Origin of the sequence: Acinetobacter sp. SA01, from assembly GCF_011319235.1 — a bacterium.
In the GTDB taxonomy this organism is placed as follows: Bacteria; Pseudomonadota; Gammaproteobacteria; order Pseudomonadales; family Moraxellaceae; genus Acinetobacter.
This window is the reverse complement of sequence record NZ_WXXM01000012.1, coordinates 83,364-104,881: the sequence shown is the minus strand read 5'-3', so window position 1 is coordinate 104,881 and position 21,518 is coordinate 83,364. Positions and strand designations below refer to the sequence as shown.

The 21,518-nt window shown below is 42.9% G+C and carries 15 protein-coding genes; 6 read left to right on the top strand and 9 right to left on the bottom strand.

What is annotated here, in order from left to right; all coding sequences use genetic code 11:
- Positions 1–542: 542 nt before the first annotated feature.
- From GTU69_RS12055 to msuE, 3 genes are all read right to left on the bottom strand, one after another.
- Positions 543–1,958: a sorbosone dehydrogenase family protein gene (locus GTU69_RS12055; protein ID WP_166170784.1), complete on the bottom strand. Its 1,416-nt coding sequence runs from the start codon at positions 1,956–1,958 to the stop codon at positions 543–545.
- 232 nt (positions 1,959–2,190) lie between these two features.
- Positions 2,191–3,297 carry a dimethylsulfone monooxygenase SfnG gene (gene sfnG, locus GTU69_RS12050; RefSeq protein ID WP_166170782.1) on the bottom strand — a complete coding sequence of 369 codons (1,107 nt, stop codon included), beginning with the start codon at positions 3,295–3,297 and terminating at the stop codon, positions 2,191–2,193.
- Positions 3,298–3,332: 35 nt separating this feature from the next.
- Positions 3,333–4,067, bottom strand: a complete 735-nt coding sequence (gene msuE, locus GTU69_RS12045) for an FMN reductase (protein WP_086196511.1) — start codon at positions 4,065–4,067, stop codon at positions 3,333–3,335.
- 376 nt (positions 4,068–4,443) lie between these two features.
- Here msuE and GTU69_RS12040 point away from each other — a divergent pair, with 376 nt between their 5' ends.
- Positions 4,444–5,094: a response regulator transcription factor gene (locus GTU69_RS12040; protein ID WP_086196617.1), complete on the top strand. Its 651-nt coding sequence runs from the start codon at positions 4,444–4,446 to the stop codon at positions 5,092–5,094.
- Between the two features lie 70 nt (positions 5,095–5,164).
- Here GTU69_RS12040 and GTU69_RS12035 read toward each other — a convergent pair whose 3' ends face one another.
- Positions 5,165–5,932 (bottom strand): hypothetical protein, encoded by a 768-nt coding sequence (locus GTU69_RS12035; RefSeq protein ID WP_166170780.1) that lies wholly within the window; start codon positions 5,930–5,932, stop codon positions 5,165–5,167.
- 425 nt (positions 5,933–6,357) lie between these two features.
- Positions 6,358–9,849, bottom strand: a complete 3,492-nt coding sequence (locus GTU69_RS12030; protein WP_166170778.1) for a PAS domain-containing hybrid sensor histidine kinase/response regulator — start codon at positions 9,847–9,849, stop codon at positions 6,358–6,360.
- A gap of 182 nt (positions 9,850–10,031) precedes the next feature.
- Between GTU69_RS12030 and GTU69_RS12025 the strand changes: the two genes are divergently transcribed.
- The 3 genes from GTU69_RS12025 (at position 10,032) to GTU69_RS12015 (ending at position 13,051) form a co-directional block, all read left to right on the top strand.
- Complete coding sequence (locus GTU69_RS12025; protein ID WP_086196508.1) at positions 10,032–10,361, top strand: DUF485 domain-containing protein; 330 nt, start codon at positions 10,032–10,034, stop codon at positions 10,359–10,361.
- A gap of 4 nt (positions 10,362–10,365) precedes the next feature.
- Positions 10,366–12,081 (top strand): cation acetate symporter, encoded by a 1,716-nt coding sequence (locus GTU69_RS12020; protein WP_086196507.1) that lies wholly within the window; start codon positions 10,366–10,368, stop codon positions 12,079–12,081.
- Positions 12,082–12,355: 274 nt separating this feature from the next.
- Entirely contained in the window at positions 12,356–13,051 is a 696-nt protein-coding gene (locus GTU69_RS12015) for an ion channel (RefSeq protein ID WP_200223353.1), read from the top strand.
- Positions 13,052–13,099: 48 nt separating this feature from the next.
- Here GTU69_RS12015 and omp33-36 read toward each other — a convergent pair whose 3' ends face one another.
- Complete coding sequence (omp33-36, locus tag GTU69_RS12010; RefSeq protein ID WP_086196505.1) at positions 13,100–13,975, bottom strand: porin Omp33-36; 876 nt, start codon at positions 13,973–13,975, stop codon at positions 13,100–13,102.
- 1,387 nt (positions 13,976–15,362) lie between these two features.
- Between omp33-36 and GTU69_RS12005 the strand changes: the two genes are divergently transcribed.
- The gene (locus tag GTU69_RS12005) at positions 15,363–17,066 is read left to right on the top strand and encodes a GGDEF domain-containing protein (RefSeq protein WP_166170776.1); all 1,704 of its coding nucleotides are present in this window, start codon (positions 15,363–15,365) and stop codon (positions 17,064–17,066) included.
- A 31-nt stretch (positions 17,067–17,097) separates the two neighbouring features.
- On the opposite strand, the gene GTU69_RS12000 is transcribed toward GTU69_RS12005, so the two are convergent.
- The 3 genes from GTU69_RS12000 to uvrA are packed head-to-tail and all read right to left on the bottom strand — an operon-like array spanning position 17,098 to position 20,908.
- Complete coding sequence (locus GTU69_RS12000; RefSeq protein ID WP_166170774.1) at positions 17,098–17,532, bottom strand: hypothetical protein; 435 nt, start codon at positions 17,530–17,532, stop codon at positions 17,098–17,100.
- Positions 17,522–18,022, bottom strand: coding sequence for a hypothetical protein (locus GTU69_RS11995; protein ID WP_166170773.1), 501 nt, complete (start codon positions 18,020–18,022; stop codon positions 17,522–17,524). Before GTU69_RS11995 ends, GTU69_RS12000 begins: the two co-directional genes overlap by 11 nt.
- 54 nt (positions 18,023–18,076) lie before the next feature.
- Positions 18,077–20,908: an excinuclease ABC subunit UvrA gene (uvrA, locus tag GTU69_RS11990; protein WP_166170771.1), complete on the bottom strand. Its 2,832-nt coding sequence runs from the start codon at positions 20,906–20,908 to the stop codon at positions 18,077–18,079.
- Between the two features lie 246 nt (positions 20,909–21,154).
- Here uvrA and GTU69_RS11985 point away from each other — a divergent pair, with 246 nt between their 5' ends.
- Positions 21,155–21,508 carry a DUF1304 domain-containing protein gene (locus GTU69_RS11985; protein ID WP_166170792.1) on the top strand — a complete coding sequence of 118 codons (354 nt, stop codon included), beginning with the start codon at positions 21,155–21,157 and terminating at the stop codon, positions 21,506–21,508.
- The last annotated feature ends 10 nt before the right edge of the window (positions 21,509–21,518 follow it).

Below are 21,518 nucleotides of genomic sequence, written 5' to 3'. Positions count from 1 at the left end.
GAAATCTAAATCCTGTACTTGACTTGGAAATGTCGGTATAGGACATTTCTATTTGGTTTTAAGGTAGGACATTTCTACTTGGGAATAACAGATTTTTAAAATATTATTGTTTGTCAAACACTTAAATCCATAAATCCCAAACCCAAGAGATCAAAAAACACACGTTTTAACAACTCGTGTATTTTTTAGCCGGATATGTAATGTTCTGTCAATTAAATTGATCAATAAAAATTCAATTTTATAATTTTTGGTGGGTTATTAATTCTTCCGGGACAAAAAGAATGCCCATATTTTATGGATGAAAAAATGTCCGTTTTTGTACGCTTTGGCGAACATCAATTTAAGGATTTTGCGGATGGGCGCAGCCGAGTTTTTTTCCTATGATGAATTCATACAGGAACAGGATGTTCTGGAACATAAAACAACAATAAAACGTTCATACACCAGGATTGTGAAGCAAGACAGGAGTCATGCTTAACTACCCCATACGAAAAAGCCCGACAGGATGTCGGGCTTTTTTATATCATTTTATTCAGCCACAATTACTTTGCTGCCTGTTCTACGGCAGGTAGTGAAGTTACAGGCTCTTGGTCAGCAGAAGCGGGACTTATCTTTTTATTGATGGGCCTATGATCCATCATTGTCCCGATGGGCGATACGCGCCAAATCATATTGCCCACATCATCAGCGACCAATATCGCTCCGAAACGATCAACCGCTACGCCAACCGGCCGTCCAAGTGCTTCACCTTGATCATTTAAAAAACCGCTTAATACATCTTGGGGCATACCCGAAGGTTGGCCATTTTGAAAGGGCACAAAAATAACCTTATAGCCGCTATGCGGTTTACGGTTCCATGAGCCATGCTGACCAATCAGCGCACCACTGCGATATTGCGGCATTAATTGAGCCGTATAAAATGTCAGGCCTAAGGAAGCCGTATGGTTACCCAGAGCATAATCCGGTTTAATCGCACGTGCGACCAGCTCAGGATTTTGAGGTTTGATCCGCGTGTCTACATGTTGGCCATAATAACTATAGGGCCAGCCATAAAAAGCACCATCCTTGACTGAGGTCAGGTAATCGGGCACCAGATCATTGCCAATTTCATCGCGTTCATTCACGACTGTCCATAACATACCACTCTGTGGTTGCCAGTCCATTCCATTAGGATTCCGCAGTCCTGTAGCAAAGGGCCGTGTTTTGCCACTGGCAATATCAAATTCCATAATTAATGCCCGACCAGTTTCCTGGTCTAGGCCATTTTCTGCCACGTTACTGTTTGAACCTACGGTAATATAGAGTTTGCTGCCCGCAGGGTTGGCAATGACGTTTTTGGTCCAATGATGATTGAGCGGGCCACCGGGTAAATCCAGTACTTTGCTGCCGCTTGCGGTAATTTGAGTTGCACCTTTTTGATAAGGAAAGCGCATTAAAGCATCCGTATTGGCTACGTACAGCGTATTGCCGACCAGCGCCATACCAAACGGAGAGTTCAGATTTTGTAGAAATATGGTTTTTTGATCAGCGACACCATCGCCATTACGATCACGCAGCAGGCTAATACGGTTGGCACTCTGATGCGATGATCCGGCACGTTTCATCAGCAGTTGCATGATTTTGCCCCTAAAGCCTTTACTGTCATCTGGTTTGGGTGGTGCATCGGTTTCAGCCACCAGCACATCGCCATTTGGCAATACATACAGCCAGCGCGGATGTTGCAGTTCTTTGGCAAAGGCCTGAACTTTCAAACCTGGAGCCGGGGTGGGCATGGTGCCGGCAGGCCAGCCTTTGGCTGGTGCGATATTCACTGTAGGAAACAGACTGGATTGGGGTTCAGGCAGATGAGGGTATGGACCATAACTGTCTAAGATTGGAGACCTGGATGACGAGGCACATCCGCTTAATGCCAGTACAATGGCAGCTCCCGCAAGGGGCAGTAAGAATTGAGCAGACATCTTTATTTCCAGCTTATTTTTTGCCGCTATCGCCTTACTTTAAAATTTTGTTGCGGCAGTCACCATGCTGTTCTTGTTTTTTCTGGTTGCCGATTGGTTATTGCGTTCGGTTTGAGCGAAGGTAGCTCTGCTGCATAAGCAAAAAAATCCCTCAAGCCGAGTCTTGAGGGAAGATTGGAGATGCCTTTGATTCTTGTTTTTTAGCTCATCAACTGTCGCTTAATCATTCAGCTTAAGCGGACTTGGCGGTCACAACGGATAGCTGTTGCGCTTCCAGTTCACGAACCAATGGCAATACTTTTTGTCCGAAATATTCCACTTCTTCAATGAAATGCAAGAAGCCAGACAAAATCAAGTCCACACCGACTGCTTTCAGTTCAACAATACGTTCTGCAATTTGCTGCGGCGTACCAATTAAATTGGTCTTAAAGCCATCGTTATACTGCACCAAATCTTCAAAGGTCGATTTTGCCCAGTTGCCTTCACCCTCTGCTGTTGCAGCACCCGCTTCACGGGTAGCATCAGCAAAAGATTTCACTGCCTGGACATTGGCTTTGGCCACAATTTCCTGCAGCACGGCTTGGGCTTCTTCTTCAGTATCACGGGCAATAATGAAAGCATTGACCCCAATTTTCACGGCATGGTTATTGGCCTTGGCTTTTTCACGGATATCATCAATCTGCTTTTTCAGCTCTTCCACTGTGTTGCCGTTGGTAAAGTACCAGTCCGATACACGCGATGCCATATCACGCGCTGCACGTGAGCTACCGCCTTGAAAAATTTCAATATGCGGTTTTTGTAGCGGTTTTGGACTGAGGGTGTAATCTTTGAATTGATAGTATTGACCATCAAAACTGAAATGATCCTGCGTCCAGATACCTTTAAGGCTACGGATAAATTCTTCTGAACGTGCATAACGCTGGTCATGTTCAGACCATTCTTCACCAATGGCATCAAATTCGCCGCGGAACCAGCCACTGACCACGTTAATGGCAATACGGCCATTGGTCAGGTGGTCAATGGTCGCCAATTGCTTTGCCGCCAGTGCCGGTTTCCACGGACCCGGCAAAATTGCAGCAATCACTTTGAGTTTTTCAGTTTTGGCCAGGATGCCATGGCTGAAGCTAACCGATTCATGCTGGTTTTCTGCGTTATAACCGGCAGTAAAACGAATCTGGGTTAAGGCATAGTCAAAACCGCTTTTTTCCGCAGCTTGCGCCAGACGGACATTATAGTCATAACTCCAGTCCGTACGCTGTTCAATATCGCTGACCACCAAACCGCCGCTGACGTTTGGTACCCAATAAGCAAATGTAATGTTCTTATCTTGTATCGACATTCTGTATACCCTCAGGATGTAATTTTTTAGCGCTCTTAAGCGACTTGTGACTTCGGTGCTTTTTTGCTGTGCAGGCGTGCTTCTGCGGCATCAAGGCTTGGCACTGCAGCAGAAGGAAGGACTTCTTCTTGTTCAATTTGCTTGTTGATACCCAGATTCTGGTTGGCTAGCTGAGATTTCTCTTTGACCACTTCAGCACGCTGGCCTTTGGCAGGAGCCCATTCAAGAATTGGCAATGCACGTGCTACTGCGAGGGTAATGCGGTCACGCAGCAGTTCACTGTGAATGGTATATTCAGGGGTAAAGTCACGGTCTGTTGCATAAACACCAATCGGTAAGGTTTGTGCCTGGAAGAAGCTGAATAATGGACGCAACTGATGTTCAAGCACCAAGGCATGACGCTCGCTACCCCCTGAAGCTGCCAGCAATACCGGTACATCGACCAATGCCGTCTGTTCTACAAAGTCAAAGAAGTGTTTGAAAAGCCCGGTGAATGAGGCACGGTAAACTGGTGTGCCGACAATCAGGGCATCTGCTGCTTCAACTGCGGCTAGATCATCCTGTACACGTTGTGGCAACTGGTTACGGTAAATTGCACCGCCCAGTAAAGAACCGATTTCGCTAAATTTGATAAAGTGAACATGAATGGGGGTTGCTTCACCGAGTTCATCAATAATGGCTTGTACCAGTGCCTCGGTTTTAGAAGGATTGTTTAAGCCGCCTGATACAGCAACAATATTCAACGGTTTTTGCGCATTTAAAATAGACATTTGGGGATAACCTAAAACATAAAATCTTGGAATAGCTTTATTAATCAACAGCAGGCATATTCTGTAAAATAAGCAAATCAAGAAAAGTTATCTTATTTTGAGATATAAAGGAAAAAGTCACCAAAATGTGCTTTTATATGATTTAGTACGTTGATTTATATATTTATATTGCTTATTGATAAGTATTTTAAATTGGCCGATAAAATTTATATCAAAATATGATTAGGTTTGATGATTTTGCGAAAAACCTTGAAAAAAGGGGATTTTTGAGAAAATAATCTCATATCAGATGAAAAAAGTTATTCATTGCATATCCTTAATAGCACTAGTGTGGTTAGAATAGCTCTTAATGTGCACAAGATCTTTCATGCTGCTTATGAATATTTTAATCGTTGATGATCATCCACTGTTTCGTCATGCCTTGATTCAAGCCGTTCGTTACAGCTTGCCGCAAGCGCAAATTCAGGAAACAGCTGCAGTAAATGAGTTTTATGAACGCTTAGATAATGGGCCGGAACCAGATTTGGTTTTACTGGATCTCAATTTGCCGGGAGCTTCGGGCTTTTCGGCTTTGGTGCATGTTCGTGCACAATACCCGTCCATTCCGATTATTGTGGTGTCTGCACATGAAGAAGTGTCAATTATTCAACGTGCCATAGCCCATGGTGCAATGGGTTATATTCCGAAATCTGCGCATCCAAGCCATATTGGTGAAGCGATCCGTCAGGTACTGGAAGGAGAAATCTGGTTACCGCCAAATTTACCTGCCAACATGAATTTTGACCCGCGTGCAGCGGATGAAACTGCACTGGCAGAACGTATTCAGTCACTTACACCGCAACAATTCCGTGTATTGATGATGGTGGCGGAAGGTTTGCTGAATAAACAGATTGCTTATGAGCTGGATGTTTCTGAAGCGACCATCAAGGCCCATGTCACGGCCATTTTCCGCAAACTGAATGTGCAAAACCGTACTCAGGCAGTATTGGCCATCAGTGCCCTGAATATTGAAGAAAAGAAAATGTAATCTGCTGAATACAGCATTCAACGAAAAAGGCACTTGATCAAGTGCCTTTTTTTGTAATCAGTGCTTTAGATCAGGCAACACAGCTTTGTCTGGGAGTACTGTCGGTGCAAAATAAAGGATTGAGTGCACATTGCAGATCATCAATTTGCTCTTGAGAGACATAGGCTTTCTCTTTCAGATATTCAGCCACACTGTCATCGCGTAAACTTAAAAATGCGGCATCATAAACGCCCAAATCGACAAACAACGCTGCGGTTTCCAGACTGTTAAAGCGGTCTAAATAGACATCACTGCCATACAGCAGGAAAATATGATCTTCATTGGCATGGGGATTGATTCCTAAATGCTTTGCCAATTCCAGTGGTGGGGTTTTAATAAACAGCAGATCAGAGAGTTCATCAAACTGGGTGGTATCGAGCAGATTCTGATCGGTTTTGACTTTTCCAAGCCATGCCTTAAACACCAGCACCGCACCACCACGCAATAGCATGCTCCAAATTTGGTGACGTACTGTATCTGTCAAGTCTCTAGCTTCGGCTGCTAAAGACTGAATCAACTTGTCTTCCTGTTCAGCGAGGCGATCAAATAAACCTAAACCTTGCGGTTTATAGGCTGCAGGGCTAAAGACATCAAAATTCAACTCATCGAAGACCTGTAAGGCAAGCGGGACAGCACTTTGATACAAGGTATTCAGGGCTTGAATATGAGTGTCCTTTAAGTGGCTGGGTTTAAATAGTTCGGTCCATTGAATTTCGGGTAACAGGGCATTGGCCCCATATTGACGATAAAATTGTTGCGATTGATCTATGCCATAACTTCCGGCTTCAGAAATGTTCATCTTAAACTCCTGTATTTTCTATGATGATCAGTTTCGTGGGCCGTGTTTTGAGGCAGTCTGATAGACAGATTAAACTGACCATTGATTACTCTCATATATGAGCTTGGCTGACCGCAAACGAAATACGACTAAAGTTATATAATGGATTTTTACTGTAAAAATATTTTTAATAATAATAACTTGAAAAATTGTAACTAATTATACAAATGTATATTTAAATTTTGATCATCTTTGCCATAGGAAATATGACATTGAATTTTCTGGTCAATAAAGCGGTAGCCAAAATAAAGAAATTGAGCAGTTTTGCCTAAAATGAAAAATAAATTGCCAGTTAGGTTAATAGAGGGTGTTTTTATGTAATGAAAACACCCATTTCACATACATGAAATGGGTGTTTGATCTGTAGTGATTTCTGAATAAAACGCTTAAGAACCGGAAATTTTTAAGCCCGATAACCAGGAACGCAGCGATGCTGGTTTTAACGGTTTTTTCAGCAGCACAATATTGAGATCTTTCAAATGCTGTGGCAGTTCAGGATCGGAATCTGCGGTAATCAATGCCACAGGAACCTGTTCCTGACGGTTGGCCAAAATGAAATCCAGACCAATTTTATTGTTGTTCAGGTGCTGATCGACCAGCCAGACCTGAATATTTTCTTGCTGGATCAGCTCTAGGGCCTGTTCGGGTTCAGTGGCTTTAAAGACCTGATAACCCCATTTGGTCAGTAAGGTCGTCATCCCTTCCAGAATGGTTTCATCATTATCTAGGCATAGAATCTTGTAGGCCTTGCTTTTCAGTGGGGTGGCCTGTACAGGTGCTGCCACGACTTTAGGTGCATCCACGATTGGCACTTCAATCATAAAACACGAGCCCTTGCCATATTCAGAATAGACATGTACCGGGTAGTCCAGCAGGCTGGTCATACGCTGCACAATCGCCAGGCCGAGTCCAAGACCTTGCTCGCCCCAAGGCGAAGTATGGCCACAGCGTTCAAATTCCTGAAATAGTTTAATGCGCTGTTCTTCGGCAATCCCGGGGCCGGTATCCCAAACCCCAATCCGGATATGGCGTGGTTTTTCGCTAGAGCGAAGTACACCAACTACAACCTTGCCTTTAGCGGTATAGCGCAGGGCATTGCTGACAAAGTTTTGAATAATCCGGCGAATCCACTGTGGATCGGTGTCGATCCAGAACTGTGCATCATGCACGCTGAATTTAATGCCACGTTGTGCGGCAATAGATTTAAATTGCAGTTCCAGATCACTTAACAGGTCATGTAAGGGATAAGGCTGACGTTTCGGCTGGATGGTACCGCCTTCGAGACGGGCAATGTCCAGCAGGGCAGACAGCATGCTTTCCGCACCATGCAAGGCACGGTCCAGCTGTTGCAGGGTTTTACGGTCTTCATCCGACTGTACGCTTTGTTCTAAAGCGGTACTGAACAGACGTGCTGCATGCATTGGCTGCAACAGGTCGTGACTGGCTGCTGCAATGAAACGGCTCTTGGACATGTTGGCACGGTCAGCCTGTTCACGGGCGAGTTGCTGCTCGGAAAGTGCATCGGCCAGCTGTTGGGTGCGGTCTTGTACCCGCGCTTCAAGTACGGCCTCATTTTCACGGAAAGCGGTAATATCGGCAAAGGTGGTGACGAAGCCGCCGCCTTCAATGGGATTACCTCGCATCTGGATGACGCGGCCATCTTTACGGATCCGTTCAAATTCATGCGCGCTGCCCATGGCCATCCAGTGAATCCGTTTGCGCACGTGTTCTTCGACCGAACCCGGCCCGCATTCACCGCGCTCGGCGTTATAACGGATCAGGTCGGCAATCGGACAGCCGACATAGACAATATCTTTAGGATAATCAAAAAGTTTAAGGTATTGATTGTTCCAGGCCACCAGACACATATTTTCATCGACCACGCTGACCCCCTGGGTCATATGGTCAATCATGGTCATGATCAGGTTCTGGTTAAAGCGTTGCCATTGTGAGGCCTGATCCAGAATATTGGCGACCTGACCGAGTGCCAGACCATTATTCACCATGGCTGTGGTGAGTAGGGTACGCGCCGAAGCAGCACCAATGGTTCCGGCCAGATACTGTTCGGTAAAACGCCACCACATGCCATTGGCATTGCTGTTTTCATTCAGGATTACGTTGTTTTGAGCACAGAACTGCTGAAAGGCATGAGTGGCCGGTCCTTCACCGGTAATCCTTTTGGCCAAGGTAATTAAATCGCCTACTTTCAGGCGGGCAACATCCTGGTGAGAGTAATTGATTTCACTTGAGGCATTGTGGGTCGGCAAAGGTTTGGTTTCATAATAGAAGAAACTTTCCGCCTGAATTTGCTCGGCAATACTGGGACGGAAAATTCGTGACACCCACACATACAGCACGATATTCAGACCCAATGCCCAGGTCACGCCATGGGTGAGGGGAGCAAAAGACTGAAAACCAAACAGTGCTTCGGGGCGTAACCAGTCCATGCCTAAAGGCCCTGCAAGCAAGAACTGCTGGCTAAAATGGCTGTATTCAGCAGGCAGGCTGCGCAGTACGGTAGGCAACAGCAAGGTATAGGCCCACATGACAAAACCGGCAATTAGACCTGCATATACGCCCTGTTTACTGCCACCACGCCAATACAGACCACCAATCAAGGCTGGAGCAAATTGGGCCACGGCACTGAAGGCCAGCAAGCCAAATACTGAAAGCTGGTCGATGTCATTAAAGAAATGGAAAAACAGGAAACCCAGCAACATGACCGCTAAAATACACACCCGGCGGGTAAATTTCAGCACCAGAGGCAGACGTTTGTCATGACGCGAAAGTATGCCGGTACGCCATAAGGCAGGCATAATCAGGTCATTACTAAGCATAATCGACAAGGCGACTGAAGAGACCAGCAGCATTCCCGTAGAAGCAGAAAACCCCCCCAGGAAAGCCAAAAGTGTCAACCACTCCTGATCATAACTGAGCGGCAAGGACAGTACAGCGACATCAGGAATCGCAAGAAAATGCGGTGCAGCATGCAAGGCCCAGCTGGCAATTGGAATAATCGCCACTGTGGTCAGAATCAGATAAGTGGCAAACCAGCGACGTGCACCGCGAATATGTTTTTCATCCCGCAGTTCAACCACCGCGACATGGAATTGTCGTGGTAAGCAGATAATCGCCAAGGCTGCGAGTAAGGTTTGCACCCAGAACGTTTCGGGAACACCAAACAGCTGAACCTGTTTAAAGGTTTCTGCGACATCCGTGGAAATTTGCCCCAGGTTTTCGGGGGCATCAAAGACAAAGAACAGAGCCACACACAGCAGGGCAAACAGTTTGACAAAAGACTCAAATGCCACGGCCAGCATTAAACCGCCATGCTGTTCGGTATTGGCAATTTGTCGGGTACCGAACAGCATGGCCAGAATGGCTAAAATTCCAGTCAAAAACAGCACACTATTGGTGGTGCTTTGTATGCCGGTATTCTGTTGCAACACTACAGCAGCACTCAAGGCAATCGCTCTGAGCTGCAAGGCTAAATAGGGAATAATTGCGATGACTGCCAGAATGGTGACCAAGGATGCCAGAGGGCCGCTTTTGCCATAACGTGCAGCCACAAAATCTGCAATGGAAGAAATGGCATGATGCTGGCGCACACGTCCCAAACGGCGCCAGATATCATAACCCACACCGACAAAAATCAGGGGACCAAGGTAAATGGGCAGGAATATAATGCCTTCACGCACCGCAGCCCCGGTTGCACCGTAGAATGTCCAGGATGAGCAATATACCCCTAAGGTTAGACTAAAGAGAAACATGCGACCGCGGGTACTTAGGCGACTGGCGTGTTTTTCACCAAAAAATGCACAGATAAAGAGTAACGCGATATAAAGGGCGAGCACGCCGATAATGAGCCAACTATTCATATTGCCTACAGCATAAATTTATGTCGTAATAATAACCTATCTAGTAATCTTGCCGCTTTAATTGATCAAAATTTAACACCAAAGTAGTAATTACAAGAACCTAATAAGATTGTTAAGTTAGATAACGAAATAATTCGAATTAAAAAAATCACCTATGGCTGGGTGCACACAGGAGCATGATTATGGATGAGGCACATGTAGAACGTATTCTACAGAATCCCAAATTTAAAGAAATGGTCAGCAGAAAAAGCAGATTAAGTTGGACATTAACAATCATCATGTTGATTGTGTATGTCGGCTTTATGCTTTTAGTTGGTTATAACAAAGAATTCTTAATGAGTTCGGTTGGCGGCGGCGTTACCACTTTGGGTATGCCACTCGGCTTGAGCATTATTGTATTGTCTTTCATTTTATGTGGTGTTTATTCGTATATTGCAAACAATAAACTGGATGCATTAAATGAAGAAGCGATGCGAGAAGTTGCAGCAATTGCGAATGAGAAAGGACAGTAATTAGATGAAATGGAATTCATTGAAAGCGAAAGCAGTTGCTGCTTCTACGCTACTGATGTCAGGTATGGCAATGGCTAGTCCAGATTTGGGTGCTGCTGAACAGCAAGCAACCAACTGGCATGCAATTATTATGTTCGCGATTTTCGTGGGCTTCACCTTGCTGATTACCAAATGGGCAGCAAGACAAACCACCAGTACTGCAGATTTCTATACTGCGGGTGGCGGTATCTCAGGTTTCCAGAATGGTCTGGCGATTGCCGGTGACTATATGTCAGCAGCATCATTCCTGGGTATTTCCGCAATGGTATTTAGTTCAGGCTTTGACGGTTTACTTTACTCACTAGGTTTCATGGTGGGCTGGCCAATCGTATTGTTCCTGGTCGCAGAGCGTTTACGTAACCTGGGTAAATTCAACTTGTCTGACGTGGTTTCATTCCGTCTGGAAGAAAAACCGGTACGTACTTTGGCAGCTCTTAGCTCTTTGGTTGTTGTTGCCTTTTATCTGATTGCTCAGATGGTAGGTGCAGGTCAGCTGATCAAATTACTATTTGGTCTGAACTACAACATTGCTGTCGTGATTGTGGGTCTTTTGATGATGGCTTACGTAATCTTCGGCGGTATGCTGGCAACCACTTGGGTACAGATCATCAAAGCGGTGATGTTACTTTCAGGTGCAACTTTCATGGCTTTCATGGTAATGAAAGGCGTGGGCTTCAGCTTCACCAACATGTTTGAACAATCGATTCAGGTATTCTCTAAAGTACATGAAATCAGCCTTGCAGAAGCAGGCAATATCATGGGCCCAGGTAAACTGGCAGCGAACCCGATTGACGCGATTTCTTTGGGTCTGGCATTGATGTTTGGTACAGCTGGTCTTCCACATATCCTGATGCGTTTCTTTACCGTAAAAGATGCTAAAGAAGCACGTAAATCAGTGGTTGTGGCTACAGGTTTCATCGGTTACTTCTATCTTTTAACTTTCATCATTGGTTTCGGTGCGATCCTTTACGTATCAAACAACCCGCAATTCATTGATGTGGCGAAAATGGCTGTAACTGGCAAGTTAGAACTTGTTGGCGGTAACAACATGGCTGCGGTTCACTTAGCTGATGCTGTTGGCGGTGACTTGTTCATGGGCTTCATTTCAGCAGTAGCATTCGCAACGATTCTTGCGGTGGTAGCTGGTTTGACATTGTCTGGTGCTTCAGCAATTTCACACGACTTGTATGCAAACGTATTCAAGAAAGGCCAAACTACACCTGAATCTGAACTACGTATGTCTAAAATTGCAACTCTAGGTCTTGCGATCTTTGCGATGATTTTAGGTATCCTGTTCGAGAAACAAAACGTGGCGTTCATGGTGGGTCTGGCATTCTCGGTTGCTGCATGTGCGAACTTCCCGGTACTGGTATTGTCAATGTTCTGGAAAGGTTTGACCACTCGTGGTGCAGTAGCTGGCGGTGTTGCAGGTCTTGTTGCTGCAGTAACTCTAATCGTACTGTCTAAAGCGGTTTGGGTAGATACTTTGGGTGTTTCTGAGACACCAATCAACCCATTCAATGGCCCAGCAATCTTTGCAATGCCATTATCGTTCCTATGCTGCTGGTTATTCTCTGTGACTGACAGTTCGGCACGTGCGCATGCAGAACGCAAAGCTTTCGATGCACAGTATGTACGTTCACAAACAGGTATTGGTATCTCTGGTGCATCAGATCACTAAGATACAGTTACTTTAAAAAAAGCCCCATCAGGGGCTTTTTTTATGACTTGAGCAAAGGGAACACAACGTGATTGCAAGGCTGGGCTTTGGTTCTCAATCCTATTGTTAGCATGGATGAGACTCTCTTTTATCAAACATAAATCTGGCAAAGAAGAGGGCGACTTTTATCATTTTTCTACAAATGTTTTACTTGCAGCTTCAAGCATTCATGCTAAGTTGATTAAAAGAAACATAAAAAATTCAGGCATAAAAAAGCAATATTCTGGAGCAGTACATGCAGGCGATTATGGATGTGTGGAAGGTATTTCGCGTATTGCCTTCAGCTTGGCTACTTTTATTACAATTTATTATTTTAATTCTGTCGGTTGCCGTCAATTACAGCACGCCTTACCGTACGCTCAGCTGGTTACTGGGGGTGCTGGTTTTACTGGTGATTGCCAAAGTCATTCGGCAAACACCGATGTTTACCATTTTGGGCTTAAGTTTTGTCAGTGGCGCCGTGATTTTTTCTTCCCTGATTATATTAGGTATAAAAAATCCATGGCTGCAAGTCATTGCCCATGGTTTTGAAGCAGCAGCTTACTTTAGCGCGGCCTATGGTTTGTTGCGTTATATGTTTGAAGACCGCTATTTAACCCGAGATGAACTGTTTGCTGCAGGTGCGGTATTTACGTTGCTGGCGTGGGCATTTGCTTTTTTATATAACGTTTGCCAGCTGTTGGTGCCGGGCAGCTTTCAGAACCCCAATGTTACAGGTTTACAAAACTGGCTTGATTTATTGTTTTTGAGTTTTAGTTTGCAGTCTGCAACCGGCTTATCGGATTTAATGCCCCTAAGTGCCCCTGCACGGGTACTGGCACTACTGCAAATGTTTTCCGGGGTTATGTATCTGGCCCTCATTGTTTCACGCTTGATTGCCTTGCAATATATTGCCCATTTACCCAAGCATTCTAAAGACAAAGAGCCATAAAAAAGGACGCATCAAGCGTCCTTTTTAAATTCTTTATCTAATTAAAAATTAGAAACGGAATTTAGCGTTAACGCCTACAGTTTGCGTATCAAGCGCAAGCTGTTCAGCATTCGCATTTACGTAAGAAGCGCCCACTGCAACGGCAGGAGTGATGAAGTAATTTACGTTTGCACCCCAAGCTGAGTCTGGTGTACCAGCAAAGCTAGATTCAGCATAAGAAGCACCAACGCTTAACTTAGGCGTAACGAAAAGAGTTGTACCTAGGTTATAAGCAGTGTCGTCACCGTAAACTAAACCAGATTCAAAACCGATTGCCATGTTGGTTCCGTCAATAGCACCAACATATTTGGTACGTGCAGTAATTGCATCTTGATCTTCACCGATCGTAGCAGTTTCACCAACTGATTTAACAACGCCATTAGCCATAACATTGAATGCATCAAGAGCAGTTTGATCAGCAACGCTCGTATAACCTACTGCAACCAAGAAATTAGGCGCAGCAAATGCACCAAGTTCTAAGGCATAACGGTCGCCTTGATCATCAGTGGCGTTGTTATTTTTGCTGTCTAAAATTGTGTGGCTATAAGAAGCGCTAGCATATACAGGTACAACTTGAGTTGGCACATAAGCTTCAGCTTTAACGCCATAGTTATGAGCGATAACGTCGATATCGTCTGAACCTAACTCGCCGTAATTATAAGCAACAGATACGTTAGATGCTTGGTTTAAGAAAGCTGCTTCAGCCAATGGGCCTTTAGAAGAGTCAACATCTTTAAGGTAATAAGTACCTTGCAAACCACCGGTGAAATCTTTGTCATTTGCTGTGGTGTCGATGTATTCAGACTGACCTTGTACTTCTACTTGATATGCTTGAGCACCGGTCATGGCTAATAATAAAGCAGTGGCTAAACCGAGTTTTTTCATATTAATTTCCAATTCTATTTTCTATTGCAGGTGAATTAAACTACTTTCATTGTATTGTAACAAAACATTAAGTCAATGAACTAAAAGAACATTATTTTGTTGTTTTTTTGTTATACATAATGTTATTGGTTAAAAAAAGTACGATTAAACTGTGTCAGGTCAACTTGAAAAATTTGTTTTTAGAACAAATGAATATGAACATTTTTAAAACTTATTTTTTCAGAAATATGCAAAAACTAGGGGCTTTGTATAATGTTAAATTGGATTAAATTTAAAAATTAATTGTAAAATTCAATTGAAATATACTTTATTGCACGATCTGTATAGCATTTTAAGGCTATTCATTTGATTCTAATAATAAAATTCACCTAAAACGGGATGGTGTTGATTGAAAAATACACAAATTGTAATTTATTTAGTACAAATATCGTGCTGTTAAGATGAATTTTAAATCTTACTGTTTTGATAGGCTTTACTTTTATAACGGTTTTTACGATAATATATCTATCAATTCATACTACATTGCAATAATGTGATAATGATCTGATTCTCCATAAACAAGTTTTTGTTTTATATGCCCAACTTTCCCCAAGGTTGGGTTTTTTTTATGTCAGAAAAATATTGCAGTTGGCTGCGAAGTAAGAACAGGCAATAAAAATGGAAGCATAATCATATTAATAGCAAAACTTATTTTTAGTCATTAGAGATTGAATCCTTAAGTAGAAACCCTAGAATTAACTTTTATTGCACTAATATGGTGCTTGATTTGTAGTAGGGGATTAGATTTTTCTTGAAATTTAAGTATAAAAAACCCCAATTTTCAAAGAAAACTGGGGTTTTTCGCCAAAATCTTCGGAAAAATTAAAAAATCTGCTGAGAATATATTTAATTTGCCCTAATGCAGTGCATTATGCACTTATTTGTGGCATGTGTAAATATTTTCTTATCATGCAAGTAGCAATATTTAGATAAGCAGGTAATTTAAACAATATAAATTGGGGGCTTCCTAGAAATAGTCCTGCATTATTTTGTCGAGATCTTTAAGGGAAACAGGATTTTCTATTTAAGCGGCTTGCTTAACTGTAATTTATAGATATGCAAAATTTTTAATTGCACTCAATGAAAAGCAGGTTGCTACTATCTGAAGGAAAGAATAAAAATTGAGTTGAAACCCTACAGATATGCACTGGATCTTAAAGCTTTATTAAAGAATTTAGATTTTTTTTAACTTTTATTTTAAAAAATATTATAAGTGATTGATAGAATGCAGATATTTAAAAATATTGATTAATTTTTAACTCTTTTTAGATCAAAATCGTGTAATATATTTATATATAATTTGAGTATGATCACAGGTCATTTGGTGTGTATGGTGAGTAATTAATTTATGTATAAATTACGCTCGGAACATATCAGCCGGCGACTGTTTTGGTCGATGATCATTATCGCACTGTCTCTTTTGTTTTTATCTGTTCCCTTAATTGTCAGTAGTTATCAGAGCTATCAGAAAGCAGATCGTGCCTTAACTGAAATTTCTGCGCTTCGTGCTGTAGCTGATTTAGCCAATAAAATTTCCCGTGAACGGGCACCTGCTAATAAGGTGATGTCGAGTAGTGCCGATGAACTCGAAGAAAATATAAAAGAATTAGAAGCTTACCGGAAAGAAGTAGATCTGCAGATTGAGCAGACAAGTGTAATTTTAGCTACGGCAGGTTTTTCTGTTCAGGCTCAAGCCTTATCTTCTCATGTAAAAGGGGCTTTGGCTCAAGGTCGTCATGCGGTCGATGTTTATAGTGCCTTGCCGCGATCTGAACGGAGTGCAAGACAGCTGGATCAGGCGATTCAGCAAATGTTTAAGGCATGGGATAGTTGTAAAGCAATTATAGAAAATGTATTGGTACATTCTGAAGCTGAAGGAACTTCAGTCTCAGACTACTATACGCTGATTTTAATTTTGGCTGATTTACGTGATCAGGCTGGTCGAACTGCCTCTAATATTATGGCAGCGGTGACTTTTAATGAAAAAATCCCCGAAGATAACTTGGCGCGGTCATTGCAGACGCAACATCAGGCCCATTATTTATGGGCTTTAGTGAATACCATACAGCCTGCGCAGGATAAAACCCCAGAATATCTAGCTTTACATCAGCAGGTAAAAGCACAGTTTTTAGATCAAGGTATTCCAATAGTTACTCGCCTGATGAATGAAAGTATCCGTAATCAGGCCTATTCATTGACCGGTACGCAACTCACAGAAGCAATGGTTGATAAATTCCTGACAGTAGTCAATTTGCAAAGCTATATTCTGGATTACAGTGTTACGGTCGCTCAAACCCAGAAGAAACAAGCCCAGCAAAAACTGATTTTAACTTTACTGGTGGCACTGATCTGTTTGGTTGCGGTTTCTTTTACCATGATCTATGCGCGCAATCATGTTTTTATACCGTTACTTAAAGCCAGAAATACCATTCTTCGACTGGCACAGCATCAGGTTATAGAGAGTAAACAGACACCATTATCTGCTAAGCCAATCACCTTATTAGACGCCCTTAAAGAATTAAAGCGGGTACTACAGCAGCGTGACGCACTGGAATTTCAGCTCAGAAATATTGCCAATACGGATAATTTGACGGGTGTATCTAACCGTTTGGCTTTAGAGGAATATATCCGTTATCTGGAGAATAAGCCGAATCAGTTCAAGCACACTGGCTTAATCATTATTGATATCGATGACTTTAAGCATGTGAATGATACTTTTGGGCATATTGTCGGTGATGAAGTCATTAAACTGATTGCAGAAAAATTGCAATTGAATGTAAGAGCTTCGGATTTAATTGTTCGTTATGGTGGTGATGAATTTTTGGTTTTAATCGAGCACATTAATTTTCCGGAGGCTTGGGCTATTGCCAATAAAATTCTTCAGGAGATTGGCAGATCTGAACTGTATATTGCTGAATTAAACCAGAATATTCGTATTTCTGTTAGTGCTGGAGTAGTGGTAGGGGGAGCATCGTGGATGTCACTACTGGAAAAAGCCGACAAATCATTATTTCAGGCTAAGGCAAATGGTAAAAATAAAGTGGCGGGGTGATCTAGTACAAATAAAAACCACCCTCACTATTTTAAATCTCCCAATCATCTAATGGTCGATTTAAGTTATTAGCTTCTACAGGTGCCCAAGAAACTAACTTTTCCCATAGTTTAGTATCGAATCTATCATCCAAATATGTATATCTTAATATTCTGATCAGCTCTGAACGATATCCTTTACCTCCAAACTTATTTTCTAGATCATAAAACGAGTATAGGTTTCCCTTGAGCCATTCTTCATCAATATAGTTAACAATTTTATTTATTTGCTCTGATGTAATTTTATAACAAGATATAAAAGGATCTTTGTCTCCTTCATGTTGAAAAAAAGGGAATAAATCATTTGCTATCGCATAAATATAGGATTGTGAAAAGCCAATTTTTTCTCCATAAATTCTATAATTCATAGTAATACTTAGTTTTCTATTTTCGTACAAAGCTTGGATTAGTTGCTCATTAGTCACCATCTTTTACGACTCCATCTATATTTCTTAAAATTTCATTGATTTGACTAACTATGCTTTGAATAGCTAATTGGATAGTTTGGACATCAGCATTAATATCGATAGTCTGAATATCCGATTGAATTTTTTTGATTTTATGTTCGTAAGGGTGGAAAATCACTTGACTAGAAATTTCATTTAGAAGGTGGTTAAGCTGACTTAGATGTGTATTTAATTTTGAGCCTCTATTGTTGTAATTTCGGGTATATTTTTCTGAAAGTATACTTCTAATTTCTTTTAGTCTCTGAGCATCTCTATCTAATTCTCTACGATTAATAACATTCTTAAGTTCTTGTTTTATATTTTTCGCATGTTTTTCTGCATCCAAAGCTGAATTCTTAGAGTTTTGTGAAGCTTTATATGATTTGTGAGCTTGATATATGCTAATTCCAGTTGCAATACAAGTAGCAACAACCCCAATAAAGGCTATCCAATTAAAAAAATTTTCAGGCATATCGAGTACAAAGAATAGTTATATTGGTTAATTCTTTGTACTCGATTTTTATTGTTATTTCAACAACGGCTTCAAGAACTTAGCTGTATGTGAAACTTTAGATTTCACCACTTCTTCAGGTGTACCTTCAGCAATAATCATCCCGCCACCAGCACCACCTTCAGGACCCAGGTCAATCACCCAATCCGCAGTTTTAATTACATCCAGATTATGCTCAATCACCACAATGGTATTCCCCTTGTTGCGTAGCTCATGCAGAATGTCGAGCAGCTTGGCAATATCGTGGAAATGCAGACCCGTAGTCGGCTCATCCAGTACATACAAGGTTTTACCGGTATCACGTTTTGCCAGTTCACGCGCGAGTTTGACCCGCTGTGCTTCACCACCGGAAAGGGTGGTTGCAGACTGACCTAAGCGAATATAACCTAAACCCACCTGATTCAAGGTTTCCAGACGGCGGTGAATCACCGGGATGGCCTCAAAGAAATGCATGGCATCTTCAACGGTCATTTCCAGTACGTCGGAAATGTTTTTGCCTTTATAGCCGACTTCTAACGTTTCACGGTTATAACGCTTGCCATGACAGGCATCGCAAGGCACATACATATCCGGTAAGAAATGCATAGCTACTTTAATCATGCCATCACCTTCACAGGCTTCACAGCGGCCGCCTTTCACGTTAAACGAGAAACGTCCTGCGGCATAACCGCGAGCTTTGGCTTCAGGGGTTTGGGCAAACAGTTCACGAATCGGGGTGAACAGACCCGTATAGGTTGCCGGGTTAGAACGTGGGGTACGTCCAATCGGGCTTTGGTCAATGTCCACGACTTTATCAAGGAATTGCAGACCATCAATCGAGTCAAATTTTTCTGCGGTTAACGTGGTTGCACCGTTCAATTGTGTTGCGGCCAGTGGTAACAGGGTACGGTTAATCAAGGTTGATTTACCCGAACCCGATACACCGGTGACACAAGTCATCACGCCTAAAGGAATGGTTAAATCGACATTTTGCAAGTTATGACCGGCCGCGCCCATCAGCTTGATTTGCTGTTCCGGTTTTGGCGGCTGAGTTCTGACTTTCGGTACTTCAATTTTTAACTTGCCGGACAGGTACTGACCCGTTAGCGAATTTTCATTGGCTGCCAATTCTTCATAGGTGCCTTCGGCAATGATATGGCCGCCATGCACACCCGCACCCGGACCAATATCAATAATATGGTCGGCGGCACGAATCGCATCTTCATCATGTTCAACCACCAGGACAGTATTGCCTAAGTCGCGTAAGCGCACCAGGGTTTCCAGCAGACGGTCATTATCGCGTTGATGCAAGCCGATGGATGGTTCATCCAGCACATACATCACGCCCATCAGGCCGGCACCAATTTGAGAAGCCAGACGGATACGCTGTGCTTCACCGCCAGACAAGGTTTCGGCAGAACGGGACAAACTTAGGTAATTCAAACCGACAGAGACCAGGAAGTGCAGACGTTCACGGATTTCCTTGAAAATCTTGTCGGCAATTTCGCCTTTAGCCCCTTCAAGATTTAAATCCTGATAATAGCTTTCGGCATCACCAATCGACATTTTGGTGATCTGGGCAATGGTCTTGTCTTTGACCCGGACATTGCGGGAAATTTCATTCAGACGTGAACCGCCACAGGCATCACAGGCTGCATTAGACAAATATTGTGCTAAATCATCACGGACATAGTTCGATTCTGTTTCACGGTAACGGCGTTCCAGATGCGGCAAAATACCTTCAAAAGGTTGCACCCGGTTATGTTTACGACCGCGTTCATCAACATAACTTAAATCGACTTTTTCTTTGCCGGTCCCATACAGGAATTTCTTTTTGGTCTCAGCATCCAGCTCATTCCACGGCGTATCCAGCGAAAAGCCAAAATGGGCGGCGACTTTTTCAATCATGCTGTAGTAATAAGGACGCTGTCTGTCCCAGCCACGAATCGCGCCTTGGCTAATCGAAATTTCAGTATTGGGAATCAGCTTTTCTGCACTGAAATGGCTACGCGTACCTAAACCATCACAGACCGGGCAGGCCCCAAAGGGATTGTTGAACGAGAACAGGCGTGGTTCCAGTTCGGCAACCGCACGGTCACATTCCGGACAGGAGTGTTTGGCAGAGAATACGCGCTCAGGTTGCTCGCCTTTCATCCAGGCCAAAATGGCAATATCACCGCCCAGGCGCAGCGCAGTTTCAAAGGATTCGGCAATCCGGTTACCCAAGTCATCACGTACTTTAAAACGGTCAACCACCACTTCAATGGTATGCTTTTTCTTTTTGTCCAATTCCGGTGGAGTATCAATTTCAACAATTTCACCATCCACACGCGCACGGACAAAGCCCTGACTTTGCAGCTGTTCAAACAGGTTGCTGTATTCACCTTTACGCTCACGCACCACAGGGGCCAGCAGCATCAAGGCTGTACCTTCTTCCAGACTTTTTACCGCATCGACCATTTCTGATACGGTTTGTGCCACCATCGGCAAGTCATGTTCAGGGCAATAGGGTGTGCCGACACGAGCATATAGCAGACGTAAATAGTCGTAAATTTCCGTGATTGTTCCCACAGTTGAACGCGGGTTATGGCTGGTCGATTTCTGCTCGATAGCAATGGCCGGACTTAAACCTTCAATCGAGTCGACTTCCGGTTTTTCCATTTGCGAAAGGAACTGGCGTGCATAAGCAGACAGTGATTCCACATAACGGCGCTGACCTTCGGCATATAAGGTATCGAAGGCGAGGGATGATTTACCTGAACCCGAAAGTCCCGTAATCACCACAAACTTGTCGCGTGGAATATCGAGAGACACATTTTTCAGGTTATGGGTACGTGCACCTCGAATACGGATGTGACTTTGGCTCATGCAATGATCCTAGAAAATTCATCAAAAACCTATATATGATAGCGCATGAAAAATGTTCAAGCTGTATTAAAAAGAATTTAAACGACATTTTGTGTCGGACTGGTCAAGGATTGAAACTCAATGCATGGAAATGGTCTTTCTCTGTACCTGCAAGTCATAGATTTAGATATTGAAATTCAGTATTTCGACCGATTCACCGTTAAAATGCAAAATATCGTCTGAAAAATAAAAAACGGAAATCTCATGATTATTACAAAAGTTCTGATCGCCCTGATTGCGGTGTTGCATCTTTATATTTTAATTTTGGAAATGTTTTTGTGGGATAAACCTCTGGGTATGAAAGCCTTTGGCAATACTGCAGAAAAGGCAAAACTCACCAAGGTGCTGGCACAAAATCAGGGTCTGTATAATGGTTTTTTAGCCGCAGGCCTGATCTGGTCGCTACTTGCGCCTGCAAGCTATGCACTTGCACTGGCAAATTTCTTTTTGGCTTGTGTGCTGGTTGCTGGGATTTATGGCGGTATTACCGCAAGTAAAAAAATTATTTATATTCAGGCATTGCCTGCACTGCTGGCTTTGATTGTGCTGAACTTAGTTTAAGTAAACGATA